The organism is Paenibacillus glycinis (assembly GCF_009909185.1).
Taxonomy (GTDB): Bacteria; Bacillota; Bacilli; order Paenibacillales; family Paenibacillaceae; genus Paenibacillus_Z; species Paenibacillus_Z glycinis.
Genome location: NZ_JAAAMV010000012.1, coordinates 131,718 through 150,209, shown reverse-complemented (window position 1 = coordinate 150,209; position 18,492 = coordinate 131,718). Strand labels below are relative to the sequence as shown.

Sequence of the window (18,492 nt, the reverse complement as noted above, 5' to 3'; positions counted from 1 at the left end):
CCCGAATGGACTGGTAACAACCTAGTGCGGTGCGCCCGGATACGCTTGGCTCCGGATCGAAATCGGTCGATTGCCGGCGAATGGGCGGCCGGCTACTCTTTCATGACGCGCTCGTGAATGTCGGTGACGACCGAGCGGGCGGAGTCGATCGCGCCGGCCATCCAGGCCGTAATGTAGCTGATGTGTTCGCCGGCAAGGTAGACGCGGCGGTCGGGCCGGCACAGCGCCGGGTAGTTCGTCTTGCGGTCGTCGGCCGAGTAGGATACCCAGCTGCCCATGTTGTACTTGATCGTTTTCCAGTTGACGGAGAAGGAGGACTCGAACTCGCTGAAGTATTGCGGATGGATCTTGCCGCCTTGCTCAAGGGCGAGCGCTTCGCGCTGCTGGAAGGTCATGGCGCCGATCTTGTCCGCGCTGGCCCCCATCGCGTAATAGCCGAGCAGCACGCCCTTCTTGGCCATGTAGTTGGTCGGCGGGTAGTAGATGGAGGAGATGTCCATGTTCGTCAGCGTATTGCCGCCGAAGATGAGATCGTCTTCTTCCCAGAAGCGGCGCTTGAACTGCAGGCCGATTTTGCCGGCATTCGCGTATTTGGTGTTGTTGATCGCGTTCGTCATCTCGGAGGACAGGTCGTGCTTGATCGTCTTCAGCACGGACAGCGGGATCGTGCAGATGCAATAATCGCCTTCGATCTGCTTCGCGTCCCCGCTGAGCAGGTCCTTGTAGGAGACTTGCACCTTCTCGCCGACATGCTTGATCTCGGTGACCTCCATATTGTGCTTGATCCGGTTGCCGAGCCGTTTCTCGAACGCTTTCGGAATGGCGTCGATGCCGCCGACGGGGTGGAACATCATCATCTGCTGATCGTAGCTGTATTCGCTGCTGAAATAATTGGCGAAACCGGAGTTGATGATCGCCTTCATGTCGAACGGATCGCGAATGACGCCGGCGTCGAGGCGCGAGCCCGGTTCATCCTTGTAGCCGCCGCGAGACGAGCCCTTGTAAAACAAGTCGGCGTCGAGATTGCCCTCGGAGCGGAGATAAGCGACGACCTTGTCCTTCTCCTCCGGCGTGAGCGGCAGATCGAGACCCGGCTGGTTGACGGCCTTGGCCAGCAGTTCGCTGATATACCCCTTGGCGTCGGCCTTGGCCGCGCGCTTCACCACCCGGGTGTTGGATAAGGCGCCGACGTTCTGGTTGTAATAAAAGGCGCTGTCGTTCACGTTGTTGAACGGCTCCATCTGAATGCCGAATTCCCGGCAGTATTCCATCGTGGAGTGGAACTGCGGGATGCGCATGCAGCCGGCGTTCAGGTAATGGCCGTCGTCGAAGCGCGCGACCTGCTTCTGTCCGCCGACCTCGGTCACGGTCGTCCCGCGCCGCACCGACCAGTTCCGGCCGCCGGTACGGGCCCGGGCCTCGAGGATCGTGCAATCGTAACCGGCCTTGCCGAGCTCGTAGGCGGCCGTCAAGCCGGCGAGACCGGCGCCGAGAATGACGATTTTTTTGCCGGAGCGGCCCGAGCCCTTCAGGTCCCAGCCGGAAGGAGGCGTGTATTCCGCGGCCTTCATCGTCTCCGGCGTAAACAGTCCCATCGTGCCCATGACGCTGAATACGGCGGCGGCGCCGCCGATTTTGCCGACGGTCGTCAGAAATTGTCTGCGCGAGACTTCGTTTGGCGTTTCTTTCGTTTCCATGCGCTTCAGCTCCTTTTGTGGATCGTCAGTCCGACTCTGCGAGCAATGTAACACGGATTTTTTTGGCAAATCCAATCTTTTGTAAGAAAGCCTAACATAAATAAAATTTATATGTATGATAAAAATATTCAATCACCTAACGTTTGGTAGGGAAAAATCACCAGTTTTAGTGCGTTTATGCACTAAAGAAACGTTTCGCAACATAAAAGACAAGCCTGGACCGGGCTAACAGGCCCATTGAATATTTCCTAACGTGCTGTTATCATTTCGACCCAAGAAGGCATTTGTAAGGTTTCGTGACATGTCTTCTGTCGGGGATTCACCCGGCGACCGACTACTACACACACTAGGGGAGGCCGTTGGACGATGAATGACAAGGTGATGGGCATCGGAATCGTATGCGATTTGACTGGCTTGACGGAGAGGCAAATCCGGTATTACGAGGAGAAGCAGTTGGTATTTCCGGTTCGAACGAGCGGAGGCGTGCGCAAGTATTCGTTCGGCGACGTGGAGCGGCTGAAGGAAATCAACGACAAGCTGAGGGACGGGTTTCACACGTTCGAGCTTAGAAAAGCCGGAAGGGCGTGCGGCGAATGAAACGGAGCGACGAGACGATGACGCTCATGGGGCATCTGACCGAGCTGAGAAGCCGAATCTGGCGCATTCTCGCCGTCGTCTTGGTGTCGCTGGGCGGCGGGCTGTACGTGTCGCCGAAGGTGCTGCGGTATTTGAAGAGCGTTCCCCCTGGCTCGGAGATGACGTGGAACGTGTTCTCGCCTTGGGACGGCATTCGGATGTACATGACCATCGCGCTTGCATTCGCGCTCGCGATATCGCTGCCTTTCATTCTGTACCAGCTGTGGGGCTTCGTGAAGAAGGGTCTTCATCCGCAGGAGCGCGTCGCCGCGCTGCGGTACGTGCCGTACAGCGTGATTTGTTTCCTGGTCGGGCTGAGCTTCGGTTATTTCGTCGTCTTCCCCATGAGCTACGCGTTCACTTCCCGCATCACCCGCAGCATGCAGCTGGTCGAAACCTACGGCGTGGCGCAGTATTTCGGCTTCATGTTCAACATCGTGCTCCCGCTCGCGATCGCCTTCGAGCTCCCGGTCGTCGTGATGTTCCTGACGAAGATCGGCGTGCTGACCCCGAAGGCGCTTCATAAGATGCGGCGTTACGCGTACCTGATCCTCGTGATCGTCGCCAGCTTGATTTCCCCGCCGGAGCTGGTGTCGCATATGATGGTGTTCATCCCGCTGGTGCTGCTCTACGAGATCAGCGTCCTGCTGTCCCGTCTCGTCTACGGACGGCGCCGAAGCGCGTCGCTCGTCGAGGCCTCGGGCGCCTGATGCCGCGGGCATGACGCCGCGCACCCGATCCGCCGCGCCGGCAGTAGCAATGACGCCGCGGGCCGGCGGCCGGCCTTGCTATTCATGAACCGAACCGCTCGAAGGAGTGGTTCTTTTTTATGTCCGCCGGGGGCCGCGGAAGGATAATGCTGGACGCCGATCCAGCGGCAGCGCGTCAAAGCTTGCGGCATGCAGCGGAATTGCCGTAGGATTAAGGAAGGGGCGCGAAGAACGTAGAAGAGCGCGACGGGAAGACGGCTTGTTTTCCATGCTTGTTTCAAAAGCTTGTTTCATTATTTAACCGCGTTGAATATTCATAGAGCATAAGCATAAGGACAAGAAGCGACTAAGGATGTGAGCAGATGCTGAAAGATAAAATACGCCGCAAGGAGACGGGCATCGTCACCTACGGCATGACGCCGCCCAAGGAAACGCATGCGCCGGACAAGCTCGCCGAGATCGCGCGGAAGCAGGTCGAGCGGCTGGAAACGGTGCGGATCGACGGGCTCATCCTGTACGACGTGCAGGAGGAGAGCGACCGCATCGAGGACGACCGTCCCTTCCCTTACCTGCAGACGGTCGATCCGACGACCTACGGCAGCGAGTATTTAAGCGGGTTAAACGTGCCGAAGATCATCTACCGCTGCGTGGGCAAATATTCGGAGCCGCAGTTGGCGGATTGGCTGGGGGCGCCCTCGGATCAAGACCGCTTCTCCGTGTTCGTGGGCGCCTCTTCCGGCAAGCAGCAGGTGGCGCTCGGGTTGCCGGAGGCCTATGAATTGAGCCGGAGAACGAATCCGGCGCTCACCTACGGCGGGGTCGTCATTCCCGAACGGCATGCCAAGAAAAACGACGAGCACCTGCGAATCGCCGGCAAGATCAAGAACGGCTGCAGCTTCTTCATCTCGCAGGCGACGTACGACGTCGAGGCGACGAAAAATTTCCTCTCGGACTACTATTATCACTGCATGGAGCAAGAGATCGACATGGTTCCGATCTTGATCAACCTGGCGCCCTGCGGCTCGGCCAAGACGTTGGATTTCATGAAATGGCTCGGCATCAGCATCCCGAAATGGCTGGAAAACGAATTGAAGCATTCCAACGACGTGCTGGACAAGTCCGTCCGGCTCTCGCAGAAGATCTTCGAGGAAATCTTCGATTTCGGCCTCGAGAAAGGCATCCCGCTCGGGTGCAGCGTGGAGAGCGTCTCGACGCGAAAGGTCGAGATCGACGCCTCCATCCAGCTCGTGCAGGATATCCAGGCCGCGATCGAGAAGCGGCTGCGTCCGGTATTCGCCATCTGAGGACAAGCCGCGAAAGCCGGGCACGGCGTTCGCGCCCGAGGCCGCCGCTCGTATGAGCGGCGGCCTTATTGGCGTTCGGGCGGGAAATCCCGGCGGCGGCAGGCAGGAAGACGCGTCCGTTTACAGAATTCTACCAAGTGGAAGCCGTACCAGGAAGAATGACGCCGCGCGGCTGCCTATTCCATGACGAACGGAGTGTCTTCAAGCATGAATGCGGATAAATTATCGCGGATCTCCCCCGAGTCGACCGTCGGAAGGAACGATTCGCCGAGGCTTCTGAACTGGGGAGCGGTCAGGCAATTTTCGCTCGGCTTAGAAACCGCGGGCTCGCCGGAGGGGGACCTGGCCGTCGTCGCGTCGGCCGAATCCGGCACGCGGGTGCGCTTCTATACGGGCTTTATCCCTTATGCGAAAGCGCTATCCTTAATCGCCGAGGTCCATACGGACGCAAGGGATACGCCGCTTGTCTTGTCGATCCCCTGGGAACGCATCGGCAGCGCGAATCATAACGTGCTGCTGCAGTATGCGGGGCACGCGGCGCGGTTGTACGTGGACGGCGTCTTGGCGGACGAGGATTGGCCGATGGGCGCGGTGGATCTGAGCGAAGCGGCCGTGAGCGTGCATGACGGCGCCGATCGCGTCGCCTTGTGGAGGGAGGCGGTATCGCCCGAACCGGGCAGCCCGGCGCTCGTGAGCCGCTACTTGGGCGAAGAGCCGGCGACGGTGCAATATTGGCGGCCGCGCGGCTATAACACGGGCGTCGGCGACTGCATGCCGTTCTTCGACGGGACGACGTTCCGGCTTTATTACCTCTACGACCGCCGCGGACATGCCAGCAAATGGGGCTTGGGCGCGCATCAATGGGCGCAAATCTCGACGAAGGATCTCCGTTCGTGGACCCCGCATCCGATCGCGGTCGGCATTACGGAAGAAGGGGAAGGGTCGATCTGCACCGGCTCCGTCTTCCTGAAGGACGGCGTCTATCACGCGTTCTATGCGGTAAGGGCGGTCGACGGTTCCCCGGCGCGCCTCACCTACGCGGTCAGCGGGGACGGCGTTCATTTCGCGAAGACGGAAGCGGACATTCGGATCTCGGACCGGTATGCGCGCGCGTCCGTCCGCGATCCGCATGTGTTCGAGGACGGGCAGGGCACGTATCATATGCTGGTCACGACGAGTCTCGCGGACGAGCCCGGCAGGCCGAAGGGCTGCCTCGTTCACCTCGTGTCGGCCAACCTGACCGAGTGGGAGGAAGTCGGGCCGTTCATCGTGCCCGGCTATCACGACGAGCCGGAATGCTCGGACTGCTTCGAGTGGAACGGCTGGCACTACCTCGTCTTCAGCAACGACGGGTTGGCGCGCTACCGCTACGCCCGCAGCTTGGAAGGACCTTGGCTCCGGCCGGCGATGGACGCGTTCGACTGCGTGCAGTGGCGCGTTCCCAAGACGGCGCCGTTCCACGAAGGACGGCGCATCGCCGCGGGCTTCCTGAGCTCGCCGGACAGGTACGCGGGCGAGCTCGTCTTCCGCGAATTGGTGCAGCGGGCGGACGGTACGCTGGGGCTGGCATTCGTGCCGGAGCTGCGGGAAGCGGCGGGCGAGCCCCGGGACCACGGGGACTTGGAATTGGCGGACATGAACGGCTTCGTCTCGCGAGGCTTGGGACCGTTCGAGTCCGATTACGTGCTGACCTTCGAGGCGATCGCGCGCTACCCGCACATGTACCTGGGCTTTTCGGTATCGGATTCGGCCGAATTCGCGGACGGCTATGACGTCCGCATCGAGCCGTCGGCCGGCAAAATCGGCATCCATCGCATCCATGCCCGCTCGCTGCAGGAAGACGAGTCGTCTTCCATCTACCGCGTGGAGGGGCTGTCGGAGAAGATTGCCGTCGAGGCCGTCGTCAAGCCGGGCTGGATCGACCTGTGCGTGGGCGGCAGCCGGACGCTTATCTCGCGAACCGGCGGGGCAAGCGGTCATCTCCGTTTCTTCGCCCAGTTCGGCGCGGCGACGTTCGAACGGATCGCCGTCCGGGAAATCGCGAGGTAGCCGCCGGTTCAGGTATACTTGAACGACAGACAGGCGTGCGATTCAGGCCGCCGCACGGGTGATGCGGTGCCGGGGTCGCACAAGGAGGATTGATCTTATGGCTACCGGGAATACGGAAGACAATCGGCATCGACGGCTGCGTATCGGCGTGCTCGGATGCGGGCCGATCTCGCAGGCCGCGCATTTCGACGCCTGCCGGCGGGCGAACAACGCCGAGCTTTACGCGATCTGCGACGTCGCGGAGGACTTGACGGCGCGGATGGCCGCCATTCACGAGCCGCGCGCCGTCTACTCCGACTACGACGCCATGCTGGCGGATCCGAACGTGGATGCCGTCATCGTGGGCATCGCGGACGCGTTTCACGTCGGCGCGGCGACGAGCGCCCTCGAGGCGGGCAAGCATGTGCTCGTCGAGAAGCCGCTCGGCACGACGATCGAACAATGCGAGGCGCTGGCGGAGACGGTCGCCCGGACGGGGCTGGTCCTGCAGGTCGGCAACATGAAGCGCTTCGATCCCGGCATCGTCGCTGCGCGCGATTTCATCCGGGAAGAGATGGGCGAGATGCTGGCGCTGAAGGCGTGGTATTGCGATTCCGTTTATCGCTACGCGGTGACGGATAATATCCAGCCGATCCCGGTTCGAAGCGCCGCTTCGCGCAAGCCGGAGGAGGATCCCACGGGCGACAAGCAGCGCTACTTCATGCTCACGCACGGCAGTCATCTGGTCGACACGGCGCGTTTCCTGGGCGGGGACATCGTATCCGTGCAGGCAAGCTACGTCCGCAAATTCGAAGCGCACTGCTGGTTCGCCGCCGCCGAATTCGCAAGCGGGGCCATCGGCCATCTCGACCTGACGATCCCGGTCAGGATGGACTGGCACGAGGGGTTCCAGGTCTATGGCGAGCATGGCAGCGTAACGGGCACGACCTATCATCCGTGGCGGTTCAAGTCCAGCGACGTCGAGCTGTTCTCGACGCGGGAGGGCGCCTCGCGCAAGCCGCTCGGCGCGGATGCCCATTTCTTCAAGCTGCAGGTGGAAGGCTTTGCGGACGCGATCCTGAACGGCGCGCCGCAGCGCGGGGCGGACGTGCAGGATGGGCTTGCGGCGATGCGCGCCATGGCAGCCATCGCCGAATCGGCGCAGGGCGGCCGCAAGGTCCGGCTCGCCGACGTCGCGGGGAGCGTGTAACGGGCATGAGAATCGGCATCTTCGCCAAAACCTTCAAGCGCGACTCGCTGGCCGAGACGTTGGATGCCGTCCGCGCGCACGGCTTCGCAAGCATGCAGTTCAATATGGCCTGCGCGGGCATGGCGTCCATGCCGGAGCGTTACGACGAAGCCGTCGCCTTGCGCGTGCGCGAGGAAGCGGCGGGCAGGGGCATCGCGATCGAAGCCGTGTCGGGCACCTTCAACATGGCGCATCCCGATCCGGCGGCGCGGGCGGAAGGCCTGGCGCGGCTGGAGCATCTGGCCGCCATGTGCGTCCACATGGACGTGCGGATCGTGACGCTCGGGTCGGGCAGCCGCGATCCGCTGGATATGTGGAAGGCGCATCCCGACAACCGAAGCGCCGAAGCATGGCGCGACATGCTGGATTGCATGGCACGGGCGCTTCCGATCGCGGAACGGCACGGCGTCGTGCTCGCGCTGGAGCCCGAAGCCGCGAACGTGGTCAACGATGCGAGGTCGGCCCGGAGGCTGCTCGACACCTTGCAGTCGCGGCATCTGAAGATCGTGTTCGACGCCGCCAATCTCGTCGCCGGGCGCGACTGCGCTTCCTGGTCCGGGACGCTGCAGGAAGCGGCGGACCTGCTGGCGGAGGAGATCGTGCTGGCCCATGCGAAGGACATCCGCGCCGGCGCAGGGAGCGAGCCGGCATTCGCGGCGGTCGGACAAGGCGATCTGGATTTCGCCGGTTACCTTCGCCTGCTGCGGACGGCCGGGTTCGACGGACCGCTCGTCATGCACGGGCTGGAAGAGCGGGAAGCCGCGGGCAGTCTCGCCTTTTTACAAAATCTTCATTGACCCCCGCAACCGGGAATCTGGCCTTCGTTGGACTTCGGGCGCGCAGAAGAGTACACTATACCCGTCGACAACATCTTGCTATGGAGGCTGAGAAAAATGGGTAAAATTGCGATTTTCGGATTTGGCCGCATCGGCAGAACGCTGCTGCGCGTGGCGCTTCAGGACAAGCTTTTCGTTCCGGTGTCGGTGTCGGATATCAAGGACGAGGGCACGCTCGCCGCGCTGTTCGAAGTGGATTCCAACTATAAGCGTTGGCACGAGGACGTATCCGCCCGAGAAGGCGCGATGGTCATCGGCGGACGAGAGATTCTCTATATTAATTCCTCGCAGGAAGTGCCGGACTGGAAGGCGCTCGGCGTGGATCTGGTCGTCGATTGCACGGGCCGCGCCGTCGTCCGTTCCGTCGCGCAGGTGCATCTGGACCGCGGCGCGAAGCGCGTCCTGATCAGCGGGCCGAGCAAGACCCTCGACGATTGCGACGCGGTATTGCTGAAGGGCATCAACCTCGACAGCTTCGATCCCGAGAAGCACCGCATCATCAGCATGGCCAGCTGCACGACCAACGCCCTGGCCGCCGTCGTCAAGCTGGTCAAAGAAAACTACGGCATCAAATTCGGGCTGTTCTCCACGGTCCATTCCTATACCAACACCCAATCGTTGACGGATCAGCCGATGCGCGACCGCCGGGACTCCTGGGCGGCTGCCGAGAACATCATTCCGTCCTCGTCGGGCGCGGCCAAGGCGCTCAAGTTCATCTGGCCGGACCTGCAGATCACGGGCAAAGCGTACCGCATCCCGACCCGCACGGGCAGCATCGCCGAGCTGAACCTGATCACGGAGAAGCCTTGCAACGTGCAGGAAGTGAACGATATGTTCCGCGGCGCGGCCAAGGAAGGCCCGCTGAAGGGCGTGCTCGACGTGCTGGAAGGCGAATGGGCATCATCGCGCATCGTCGGCGACCCGCATACGTCGATCATCGATCTGCCGCTCACGCACGTGGAAGGCGAGCTCCTGTCCGTTGCGACCTGGTACGACAACGAATGGGGCTTCGCTACGCGTCTGGCGGAAGTTGCCGCGTTCTTGGCGGACAAATAACGACGGAACGTCCGGGCATTCCGTGCCGGTGACGGGAAATCACGGCCGGCGCCGGATGATCGAGGGCCGCTCATGCGAGCGGCTCTTTTTTGCTTTCCCGCAGCGCAGCGATTGACAAATTTGGCGATACCATGGAATATGAAGAGGTCTCCGAGGGCGACCGAGGGGCTAATCTTCCTTAAACGAGGCATAAGCGCGCATGCGAAAAATAATGTTCAAGCTCAACGACGTCCTGCTGTTGGTCGTCGTTTTCGGCGGATTCCTGGTTTTCGGGTTCTCGGAAAACATCAAAGGGCCGGCCATTCCCCGCATGCAGGCGGATTTCAATCTTGACGAGGGGCAGCTCGGCATGCTGCTCGCTTTGAATTCGCTCGGCTACCTGGCGGCCTGCACGTTCACGTCGGCGTTGTCGCGGCGGATCGGCATCAAGTGGACGGGGATCGGCGCGTTCGCGTCCATGGCGATCGCCGGCGTGCTGATGCATGCGGCGCAGGGCTACGGGTTTCTCTCGGCATCCTACTTCCTCATGTACATCGGCAACGGCATGCTGGAGATCGGGCTCGCGATCATGGCCGCCCGCATCTTCATCCGCAACACGGGCACGATGATGAACCTGGCGCATTTCTTCTACGGGCTCAGCTCCATCGTCGCGCCCTTGATCGCCGCGTCCATGATGGGCTGGCAGCTGCCGGGCGGAGGCATGCTCGGCTGGCGGGGCATGTACCTGATCATGCTGTCGCTGGCGGTGCTGCCGATCATCCCTTCGCTGTGGGGCAAGTTTCCGGAGGAAGAGCGGCATGAGACGGGGGAGCAGACCTCGTACCGCTCGCTGCTGCGAGACCGCATCGCTTGGCTGATCGTCGCGATTCTGTCGTTCGGCGTCGTCTCCGAGCTGGCGGTGGGCAGCTGGCTCGTCAATTTTCTGGAGAAGGCGTACGGCTGGAGCATGGGCGACGCCTCCGGCATGCTGTCCCTCTTCTTCCTCTTCTTCACGCTGGCGCGGCTGTTCCTCGGCCCCGTGACCGACCGGATCGGCTACACGAGATCGGTGATGATCTTCGCCGCCTTCTCGGGCATCTGCAGCTTGGCGGCGATCCTGATCGGGGAGCGGGGCGCGATCCTGTTCGCGATCGCGGGCGCCGGCATCGCCCCGATCTATCCGACCGTCATGGCGATGATCGCGAAGCGCTATCCCAAAGGAACGGATACGGCCATCACGTTCACGGTGACGCTCATGGGCATCGCCAGCGTGATCGGGAATCTGTTCATCGGGTACGTGATCGAGTTCGTCCGCGGGCTGTTCGGCGAAGGCGAAGGCGGCTCGGCCCCGGGACAGCTTATCGGCATGCAGGCCGGATATGTCTTCATCGCGCTGATGGCGCTGCTGTGCGCGGCGTGCTGCGCGGTGCTGTTCGTTCTGCTGCGCAGGCGGGGCGAGGTAGTGTAGGTCAGAACGACGCAGCTGGACGCGAAATGCAAGCGGACACGCTGGATGCCGCGCTGTTCATCGACGCTAAACCGAACGCGATCACGGTCGGGGCAACCGGCTACAAGAATGACTCGGTTCTGCAGTCGGTCACGCTGGGCTCTTCGCGTAACCTGGCGTTGAACAAATCGACAACGACTTCCGAAGGACCGCTGCAAAGCGGCAGTTTCGCGGTAGATGGCAGCAAAAGCACGCGCTGGGAATCCCGCCACGGCGTCGACCCGCAATGGATCAGCGTTGATCTGGGAGAGGTGACGACGATCAAGCGCGTCGTGCTGAACTGGGAGAACGCCGCCGCCAAAGCTTACCGAGCAGAGTTGTCCGCAGACGGCTCGACCTGGAAGTCGGCGTACGCCACAACAAGCGGTCGCGAAGGCATCGCTAATCTGCTTATCAATCCGACCGAAGCGCGTTACGTTAAAGTAACCGGGACGGAACGGACCACGCAGTACGGGTACTCCTTGTTCGAACTCGAAGTCTATTAATCGCTTGATCCAGAGCATGCGGCCAGGCAAGGGCCGGGACACCTGTTACGAGGTGCTCCCGGCCCTTTTATTATGCGCGTTTCTCCGGCTGCCGCCATCGTACCCGGGCATAAAGAAAGGCCAACCGGGAAATGGACCGGTTGGCCTGACAAGAAGAGATATTTAGCTGTACGCGCGTTCGAGGCGCGAACTTGTCCGTTAAACTTAGAATGCGAATGCCGCGCCGCCGCTGGCGTAGCCGGAAACGGTATTAATCAAGGAAATACCGGCAGCGGATGCGTTGAACACGAACATATAGCGCGTATTTGCCGTAACCGGGATGCTCAGGCCGGTTGTGATGCCGGAGCTTACCGTGCCGATCGCGAGTACGCCTGTCAGCGCAGGAGCCAAGGTTACCGTCGCTCCGGGAACCGGACTAAACGTATTATCCGGCGTGGTCGAGCTGTACAATTGCGCTGTAATCGTAACGGTCGTGCCGATGAGGGCTTGAGCAAGCGTTGTACTGAAGTAAGCGGACAAGGAAGTCAAGACGCCATTGGCCGGGACGGAGAACGCATAGTTGAGGTCAGCCCCTGGTCCGCCCGTAAGATCGTATTGCCCACCGATATTACTTACGCCGCTGACGGAATTGCCAAAGCCGATCAGTGCTCCGGTGCCGTTCAAACCGCCTGCTATCGTCGTCATCGTAATCGGTTTTCCGGATGCGAACGGAACGATCGCCGCCAATCCTGACGCTCCGGCAGGTCCTTGAGGTCCGGTCGCGCCAGTTGGTCCTTGAGGTCCAGTTGCGCCAATTGGTCCTTGAGGTCCAATCGCGCCAGTTGCTCCATCCGTACCCGGATCGCCTTTGTCGCCAGTTGCTCCATCCGTACCCGAATCGCCTTTGTCGCCTTTAGCGCCAGTTGCCCCATCCGTGCCTGGATCACCTTTGTCGCCTTTGGCGCCAGTCGCGCCAGTGTCGCCTTTGGCTCCAGAGGTACCGGCATCGCCCTTATCGCCCTTATCGCCCTTATCACCCTTGTCGCCCTTGTCGCCCTTGTCGCCCTTGTCGCCCTTGTCGCCCTTGGCGCCAGTCGCGCCAGTGTCGCCTTTGGCTCCGGTAGGACCTTGCGATCCAGAGCCGCTCGACCCCGACGGGCCCGTTGCTCCTGTTTCGCCTTTGGCTCCGGTGTCGCCCTTGTCACCCTTAACGCCCTTATCGCCTTTCGGCCCTTGAGGTCCCACAATCGCGCCGACTGGCGTCTTGATTACGATAAGCTGCTTTTCGGCATTCCATTCCACTTGCGCCCCGAACAGCTCGGCGAGAAAACGCAGCGGCACCATGACCCGGCTTTGCACGATCTTGCCCGGTTGATCGAGCGTCAGCTTCGTTTCTTTGCCGTTGTCGTTCACGACCGCGGTTTTGTTGCCGATGACGAGCGTTCCGGTCTTCGAGCCTTTAACCGCCGTCACCTTTTTCGCGGCTCCATCCCAACTTACGGTTACGCCCATCGTGTCGCCGATCATTTTGATCGGGACGAGCACGCTGCCGCCCGCGACGACCGGTTCGACGTCGTTCGGGACGATCGTTCCGTCGACGACGACGGAAATTCCGGCCGCTTGGACGACCGGCACGGACATCAGCGTCATGGCCAGCGAGAACGCGAGCGAGGCCTTCTGCCATTTTTTCTTCAACATGTTACTGCTCTCTCCTTTTGCTGCTTGGATGTGTTGAAAACTATGAAACGTTGGTAGTTTCTGAGAATAATATAACACAACGCCCGGCAGGATATGACATTTTATAGCAAAATTCGCAACGACATATGAATATCCAAAAATAGGAAATATGATCTTGTTCGCCATCTGCGACAGGTTCAAGCCTAAGCGGATAAACGAAAAGCCCTTCCGTTCTCCCGAGTGGGAGGCGAAAGGGCCCTTGTTGCGGCGATACGTCGTTTGATCGCCATATTGTCACGAGCGCCCGCGGACACGGGCGCTCGCTCGTTTACGCCAAGCTGACCGGTTGGCCAAGCTTGGATGATTCATAGGCGGCAAGGGCGACCTCCGCGGAACGCAGGCCGTCCTCGCCCGTGACGGGCACCGCCGCGCCGTCCAGCAAGGCGCGGACGAAGTCGCGGATCATCAGCTCGTCCATGTCGTCGCCCCAATAGCTCCAGGTGCCTTTGCCGTCGCCGTCGCTGTACACCTCGTTCTTCTGGGCGAACCCGTCGACGGAGATGACGCCGTCCGTGCCGATGATCTCCATCGTCACGTCCCCCCAGGTCGGAAACGATCTCGGACGGGACCAGCTCGTATCGATGACGGCGAACGCGCCCGTGTCGAATTTGACGTGGACCAGTCCCGCGTCGTCGATCTCCGCCGCGCCGAAGCGCGTCGCCGCGTAAGCGTACACCTCGCTGACCTTCGCGCCGAGCATCCAGTTGATGAGGTCCATGACATGCACCGTATGGTCCAGCACCGCGCCGCCTCCAGATAGCTCGCGATCGACGAACCAGCCGCCGGGGTTCGATCCTCGGTTCGTGCCTTTGACCGCGACGATCTCGCCGATCTCGCCCCGGGCGATGGCTGCTTTGGCTTCCGCGACGGCCGGCAAATAGCGGCAGGGGAATGCCGTCATCAGTTGGACGCCGTTTTCCCGGCAGGCCGCGATCATCGCTTCCATCTCGGCGACGCTGATGCCGAGCGGCTTCTCGCACAGCACATGCTTCCCGGCTTGCGCCGCGGCGATCGTCAGCTCCGCGTGACGCACGTTTTCCGCGCAGATGACGACCGCGTCCGCGTCGCCGGCCAGCAATTGCCGGTAATCGCCGAAGTACGGCACGCCGTCGCGCTCGACGAGCTGCCGCACGCGCTCGGCCGACTCGTCCGCGATGCCGACGATCTCGACCTCCGGCAAGGAGCGAAGGCTTGCATAGTAGCTGAACGCATGGCCGTGGGCGAAGCTGATTAGGCCAACTTTAAGTTTTTTCACCGCTGCTCCTCCTTCTCGGTTATAGCGTAATGGTTAGGCCGGTGCGGATCGATTCCAGCGCGGCCAAGCTGATTCTGAGCGCTTCGCGGGCATCCGCCGCCGTGACGGCCGGCTCCGAGCCGTCGCGGAGGCAGGCCAGGAAATGCGCCAGCTCCAGGTCGTACGGGCTGAGCGCGCTGGCGCTTTGCGGGATCTCGACGACCGGACCGCCCGCCTGCGCGCGTTCGGCCTTGCGGACCGTCAGCGAGCCGGCTTTCGTGCTGTCCAGCCGGATGACGCCTTCCGAGCCGGCGAATTCCGCCGCGTAATGAAACGGTCCGGGATACCCCCAGAACCCTTCCAGGTTGGCGGCGGCGCCGCTCCGAAATTCCAGCGTGACCAGCGCGTAATCCATGCGGTCGTCGCGTTTGTTCAAGGCATAGACGGACTTCGGTTCGCCCAGCGTCCAACGCACGAAATCGATATCGTGGATCATCATGTCGACGATGACGCCGCCGCTTTTGTCCGCGTCGCCGAACCAGCTTTTCGCTTCGGCCGGATGGCCGCCGCCGCGCTTCGCGTGGACGACGCCGGGGACGCCGATCCGGCCGTCCGCGAGCTGCCGGCGAAGCTGTTCGTATTCCGGGAAGAAACGCACGACATGTCCGACGAACAGCGATACGCCCGCTGCCCGGCAGGCTTCGATCATCGCGTCCGCGTCCTCCAGCGTAAGGGCGATCGGCTTCTCGCAGATGACATGCTTGCCCGCCGCCGCCGCCTTGAGCGCGTATTCTTTATGCAGATGGCTCGGCAGCGCGATGCTGACCGCCTCGGGGGCCGTTTCCTCCAGCAGCCGCTCGAACGACTGGTACGGGCGCGCGCCCGTTATCGCCGCCAGCTCGCCGGCAGCCGTTCCGTCGATGTCGCAGACCCCGACGAGCTCCGCGCCGTCCATTCGGGCGTAGCTTTCCGCATGCACGCGGCCCATGCCGCCGCAGCCCACTACCGCAACTTTCATATCGGATTCGCTCCTTGTTCTGAGGTATAATGCTCATGAGTCATCATAGTACGGGGCACCAGCCGCCAACAATCACGATTTTTGGCGAGTTTGTATCCAATCCTACACGAACGGCGAGGAGGAAATCCGCGGATGGAGCAATTCCAAGAGCCGATTCATTATCAGAACCCGCAGCTGTGCATCAAAGCCTGGCAGTTCGAAGACGACGCGAGCCCCAAGCCGGCCGGAAGGCGATGGCATTATCACAAGGAAGTCGAGCTGATCCTGGTGCTGCGGGGCGCCATGGGCGTGCATACGGCCGGCGCCGTCTACGCGCTTCGTCCCGGCGATATCGTCATGATCGGCTCCTCGCAGCTGCACCTCAGCCATAAGACGTCGGAGGAGGACTTGGTCTACATCGTGCTTCATGTCGATTTGCAGCGCTATTTCGACCCGGCGATGATGATGTATTACCGGCATTTCTCCGAGCTGGTGCGGCCGCTCGAGGAATTGAACTATATTTTTCGGGAAAACGGCGAAGCGAGGCAGGAGACGGCCGGCATTATTCTCGATATCCACAAGGAGATGATGGAGAAGCGCAAAGGCTACGAGATCGCGGCCAGCATGCGCATCAAGCAGCTGCTCCTGACCCTGCTGCGCCACGACCGCCGCGAGCTGCTGCAGGGCTACGCGTACGTCGACGACGCGACGATGCGGCCGGTTCTCGATTACGTGGACGAGCATTTGGCCCAGCGCGTCGACATGGACGAGGTCAGCCGGATCGCCCGGATGAGCTACAGCGCCTTCTCCAAGTATTTCAAACGATCAATAGGCGTATCCTTCGTCGATTACGTCAACCGCCAGCGCATTCGCAAGGCGGAGCATCTGCTCGTCACGCGGCCCGGCAGCGTCGCCGAGATCGCGGCCGATGTCGGCTTCGCCAATATGGCGCATTTCTACGAGCTGTTCAAGCGCTACAGCGGCTGCACGCCGAAGCAATACGCGCACCGGCTGCTGCAGCGCGAAGAATAGGGGCGGAGCGATCGGCAATGCGATGTCGTTCGAGCTGCGTAACTTAGCACGGATTTCCAAGCCGCTCGCTACACGAGGCTAGCTTTGCCTTTCGAACGTCAAGCCCTAGCTTCGGAGCCGCAACATGGCCCAGCGCGGCTTTGCGCGCCGACCGAACGGCCGCGATGCTTTTCCGGCCGCATTGGCTTTGCATGCCGACCGAACGGCCGCCAGGGCCGACCCAACGGCCGGCGGAGTCGACCGATTGGTCTCCCATGCTGATCCGGCAGCCGCGCAACCGCCCCGAACCGCGCACACGGACCGCTGCTTTTTCGCAGCGGACTTATTGTCATTCCATATAGCCGATATTTCATAATCCTATTGGACCGGCCGGGATTCCCGTCTTATGATGGAGGCACATTCGATGGGAGAAAGAAGGTTGGCGGGCATGTCGATCTACGATTTTACCGTTCAAGGGATAGACGGGGAGCCGATTCCGCTGTCGGCGTATCGGGGACGGGTGCTCCTGATCGTCAACACGGCCAGCCGGTGCGGTTACGCCCGGCAATTGGCGGGTCTGCAGCAGCTGTATGACGCTTATCGCGGACAGGGCTTCGATATGCTGGGTTTCCCGTGCAATCAGTTCAACGCGAAGGAGCCGGAGGACGGCGCGGAGATCCGGACGTATTGCGAAGCGACGTTCGGCGCGTCGTTTCCGCTGGCCGCGAAGGTCGACGTCGTCGGCGAACGGGCGCATCCGCTGTTTGCGTATTTGACCGGCCGAGCGCCGTTTCAAGGCTTCGACCACGCCGACGAGAACGGTCGCTGGATGCGGGATTTCCTGCAGGCGAAGCATCCGGATTTGTACGCGGGGGACGGCATCAAGTGGAACTTCGCCAAGTTCCTGGTCGGCCGGGACGGCACGATCGCGGGCCGGTTCGAGACGCCGGAAGAGCCGGATCGCCTCGCGCCCGTCATCGAATCGCTGCTGCGCGCCTAATGCGGTTTGTTTGACGATCCTCCGAAAAAGGTAATGAAGGGTACGACGAACTTACGGGGGGATGGAAATGAACGCATTCGAACGCAGCGCCGACGGGCGCCGGACGCAGCAGGGCAAGCGGGACAATCCGGAAGGCGTGCCGACGGACAAGGAGAGCCTGCTCGACCGGTTCGCGAGCGAACGGACGGTCGATCCCATTCCGGTCGAGGATCAGGCGATCGAACGGCAGGACGAGCAGCGCAAGGACGAGACGAAACGCGATTCCTCGAGCGAACGTAAATACCGTACGGGGATCTAACGGTTGCTCCCCTCCGGCCGCTGCCGGACAACGGCGGGAAGAGTCGCATAGAAGGGTGGGACTTGCCATGCTGCCTCGATCGATGCAGGAGCTGGAGCAAATTCGCAAGTCGTGCAAGAAACTGGTGACGAGGCGCGCGATGCTGTCGGGGACGGCGGCCATGGTGCCGATTCCGGGAACGGACATGCTGGCGGACGTCGGGATGCTGATGCGCCTGATTCCGGACATCAACCGGCGCTTCGGGCTTTCGGAAGCGCAGCTGGCCGAGCTGGACACGCAGCGCAAGGCCGTGGTCTACGGCATGATCACGTCGGTCGGCAGCCAGCTGATCGGCCATGCCGTCACGCGCAGGCTGGTCTTCGCGCTGGTGAAGAAAGCGGCCGCGCGCTTCGCGGTGAAAGGCACGACCAAATTCGTGCCCGTTATCGGCACGGCCGTGGCCGGCGCCTTAAGCTTCGGCGCCATGAAGTACGTCGGCAATTCGCATGTCGACGATTGCTACCGGGTCGCGAAGCGGATCCTGGAAGAACGGCTCGACGCGGAGCGGCCGCAGCTCGTTTCTTCGTAACGCATTGGATATGGATGCGGTAAAGCCAATAGAAGCCTCTTCGGCATGTGCGCCGGGGAGGCTTCTTGCATGTTCGCATTTGCGCTTGTTTGCTCGAGGTAGTAGGTCTGCCGAGCTGCCGTTCACTGGAGCGCCCGGCGGTTCAAGTAACGACTTGGCCAGGCGCTTCGTTCAAAGCTCG

General features: G+C 61.7%; 17 protein-coding genes. 13 read left to right on the top strand and 4 right to left on the bottom strand.

The features are described 5' to 3' along the window. Positions 1-92: 92 nt before the first annotated feature. On the bottom strand, positions 93-1,697 hold the full coding sequence (locus GT019_RS16310) for a flavin monoamine oxidase family protein (RefSeq protein WP_161744251.1): 1,605 nt from the start codon (positions 1,695-1,697) through the stop codon (positions 93-95). A 366-nt stretch (positions 1,698-2,063) separates the two neighbouring features. Here GT019_RS16310 and GT019_RS16305 point away from each other — a divergent pair, with 366 nt between their 5' ends. From GT019_RS16305 to GT019_RS16265, 9 genes are all read left to right on the top strand, one after another. Further along, the gene (locus tag GT019_RS16305) at positions 2,064-2,294 is read left to right on the top strand and encodes a MerR family transcriptional regulator (protein WP_161744250.1); all 231 of its coding nucleotides are present in this window, start codon (positions 2,064-2,066) and stop codon (positions 2,292-2,294) included. After that, a complete protein-coding gene (gene tatC / locus GT019_RS16300; protein WP_161744249.1) occupies positions 2,291-3,043 on the top strand; it encodes a twin-arginine translocase subunit TatC in 753 nt (250 codons plus the stop codon). The genes GT019_RS16305 and tatC overlap by 4 nt, the downstream gene beginning before the upstream one ends. 362 nt (positions 3,044-3,405) lie before the next feature. Further along, entirely contained in the window at positions 3,406-4,347 is a 942-nt protein-coding gene (locus GT019_RS16295; RefSeq protein WP_161744248.1) for a methylenetetrahydrofolate reductase, read from the top strand. A 207-nt stretch (positions 4,348-4,554) separates the two neighbouring features. Then, positions 4,555-6,396, top strand: a complete 1,842-nt coding sequence (locus tag GT019_RS16290) for a glycoside hydrolase family protein (RefSeq protein WP_161744247.1) — start codon at positions 4,555-4,557, stop codon at positions 6,394-6,396. Positions 6,397-6,493: 97 nt separating this feature from the next. Continuing rightward, positions 6,494-7,585, top strand: coding sequence for a Gfo/Idh/MocA family protein (locus GT019_RS16285; RefSeq protein ID WP_161744246.1), 1,092 nt, complete (start codon positions 6,494-6,496; stop codon positions 7,583-7,585). A gap of 5 nt (positions 7,586-7,590) precedes the next feature. Beyond that, positions 7,591-8,421 carry a sugar phosphate isomerase/epimerase family protein gene (locus GT019_RS16280; protein ID WP_161744245.1) on the top strand — a complete coding sequence of 277 codons (831 nt, stop codon included), beginning with the start codon at positions 7,591-7,593 and terminating at the stop codon, positions 8,419-8,421. A gap of 96 nt (positions 8,422-8,517) precedes the next feature. Then, positions 8,518-9,516: a type I glyceraldehyde-3-phosphate dehydrogenase gene (locus GT019_RS16275; RefSeq protein WP_161744244.1), complete on the top strand. Its 999-nt coding sequence runs from the start codon at positions 8,518-8,520 to the stop codon at positions 9,514-9,516. A 199-nt stretch (positions 9,517-9,715) separates the two neighbouring features. After that, positions 9,716-10,963, top strand: a complete 1,248-nt coding sequence (locus GT019_RS16270) for an MFS transporter (RefSeq protein WP_161744243.1) — start codon at positions 9,716-9,718, stop codon at positions 10,961-10,963. Between the two features lie 26 nt (positions 10,964-10,989). Beyond that, complete coding sequence (locus GT019_RS16265; RefSeq protein ID WP_161744242.1) at positions 10,990-11,487, top strand: discoidin domain-containing protein; 498 nt, start codon at positions 10,990-10,992, stop codon at positions 11,485-11,487. Between the two features lie 204 nt (positions 11,488-11,691). On the opposite strand, the gene GT019_RS16260 is transcribed toward GT019_RS16265, so the two are convergent. From GT019_RS16260 to GT019_RS16250, 3 genes are all read right to left on the bottom strand, one after another. Beyond that, complete coding sequence (locus GT019_RS16260; RefSeq protein WP_201755414.1) at positions 11,692-13,164, bottom strand: exosporium glycoprotein BclB-related protein; 1,473 nt, start codon at positions 13,162-13,164, stop codon at positions 11,692-11,694. Between the two features lie 307 nt (positions 13,165-13,471). After that, a complete protein-coding gene (locus GT019_RS16255; protein WP_161744241.1) occupies positions 13,472-14,458 on the bottom strand; it encodes a Gfo/Idh/MocA family protein in 987 nt (328 codons plus the stop codon). A 19-nt stretch (positions 14,459-14,477) separates the two neighbouring features. Beyond that, on the bottom strand, positions 14,478-15,455 hold the full coding sequence (locus GT019_RS16250; protein WP_161744240.1) for a Gfo/Idh/MocA family protein: 978 nt from the start codon (positions 15,453-15,455) through the stop codon (positions 14,478-14,480). Positions 15,456-15,587: 132 nt separating this feature from the next. Here GT019_RS16250 and GT019_RS16245 point away from each other — a divergent pair, with 132 nt between their 5' ends. The 4 genes from GT019_RS16245 (at position 15,588) to GT019_RS16230 (ending at position 18,311) form a co-directional block, all read left to right on the top strand. Continuing rightward, complete coding sequence (locus tag GT019_RS16245) at positions 15,588-16,466, top strand: helix-turn-helix domain-containing protein (protein ID WP_161744239.1); 879 nt, start codon at positions 15,588-15,590, stop codon at positions 16,464-16,466. Between the two features lie 427 nt (positions 16,467-16,893). After that, positions 16,894-17,445, top strand: coding sequence for a glutathione peroxidase (locus tag GT019_RS16240; RefSeq protein ID WP_161744367.1), 552 nt, complete (start codon positions 16,894-16,896; stop codon positions 17,443-17,445). A 67-nt stretch (positions 17,446-17,512) separates the two neighbouring features. Then, positions 17,513-17,743, top strand: a complete 231-nt coding sequence (locus tag GT019_RS16235; protein ID WP_161744238.1) for a hypothetical protein — start codon at positions 17,513-17,515, stop codon at positions 17,741-17,743. Between the two features lie 67 nt (positions 17,744-17,810). Next, positions 17,811-18,311: a hypothetical protein gene (locus tag GT019_RS16230; protein ID WP_161744237.1), complete on the top strand. Its 501-nt coding sequence runs from the start codon at positions 17,811-17,813 to the stop codon at positions 18,309-18,311. The last annotated feature ends 181 nt before the right edge of the window (positions 18,312-18,492 follow it).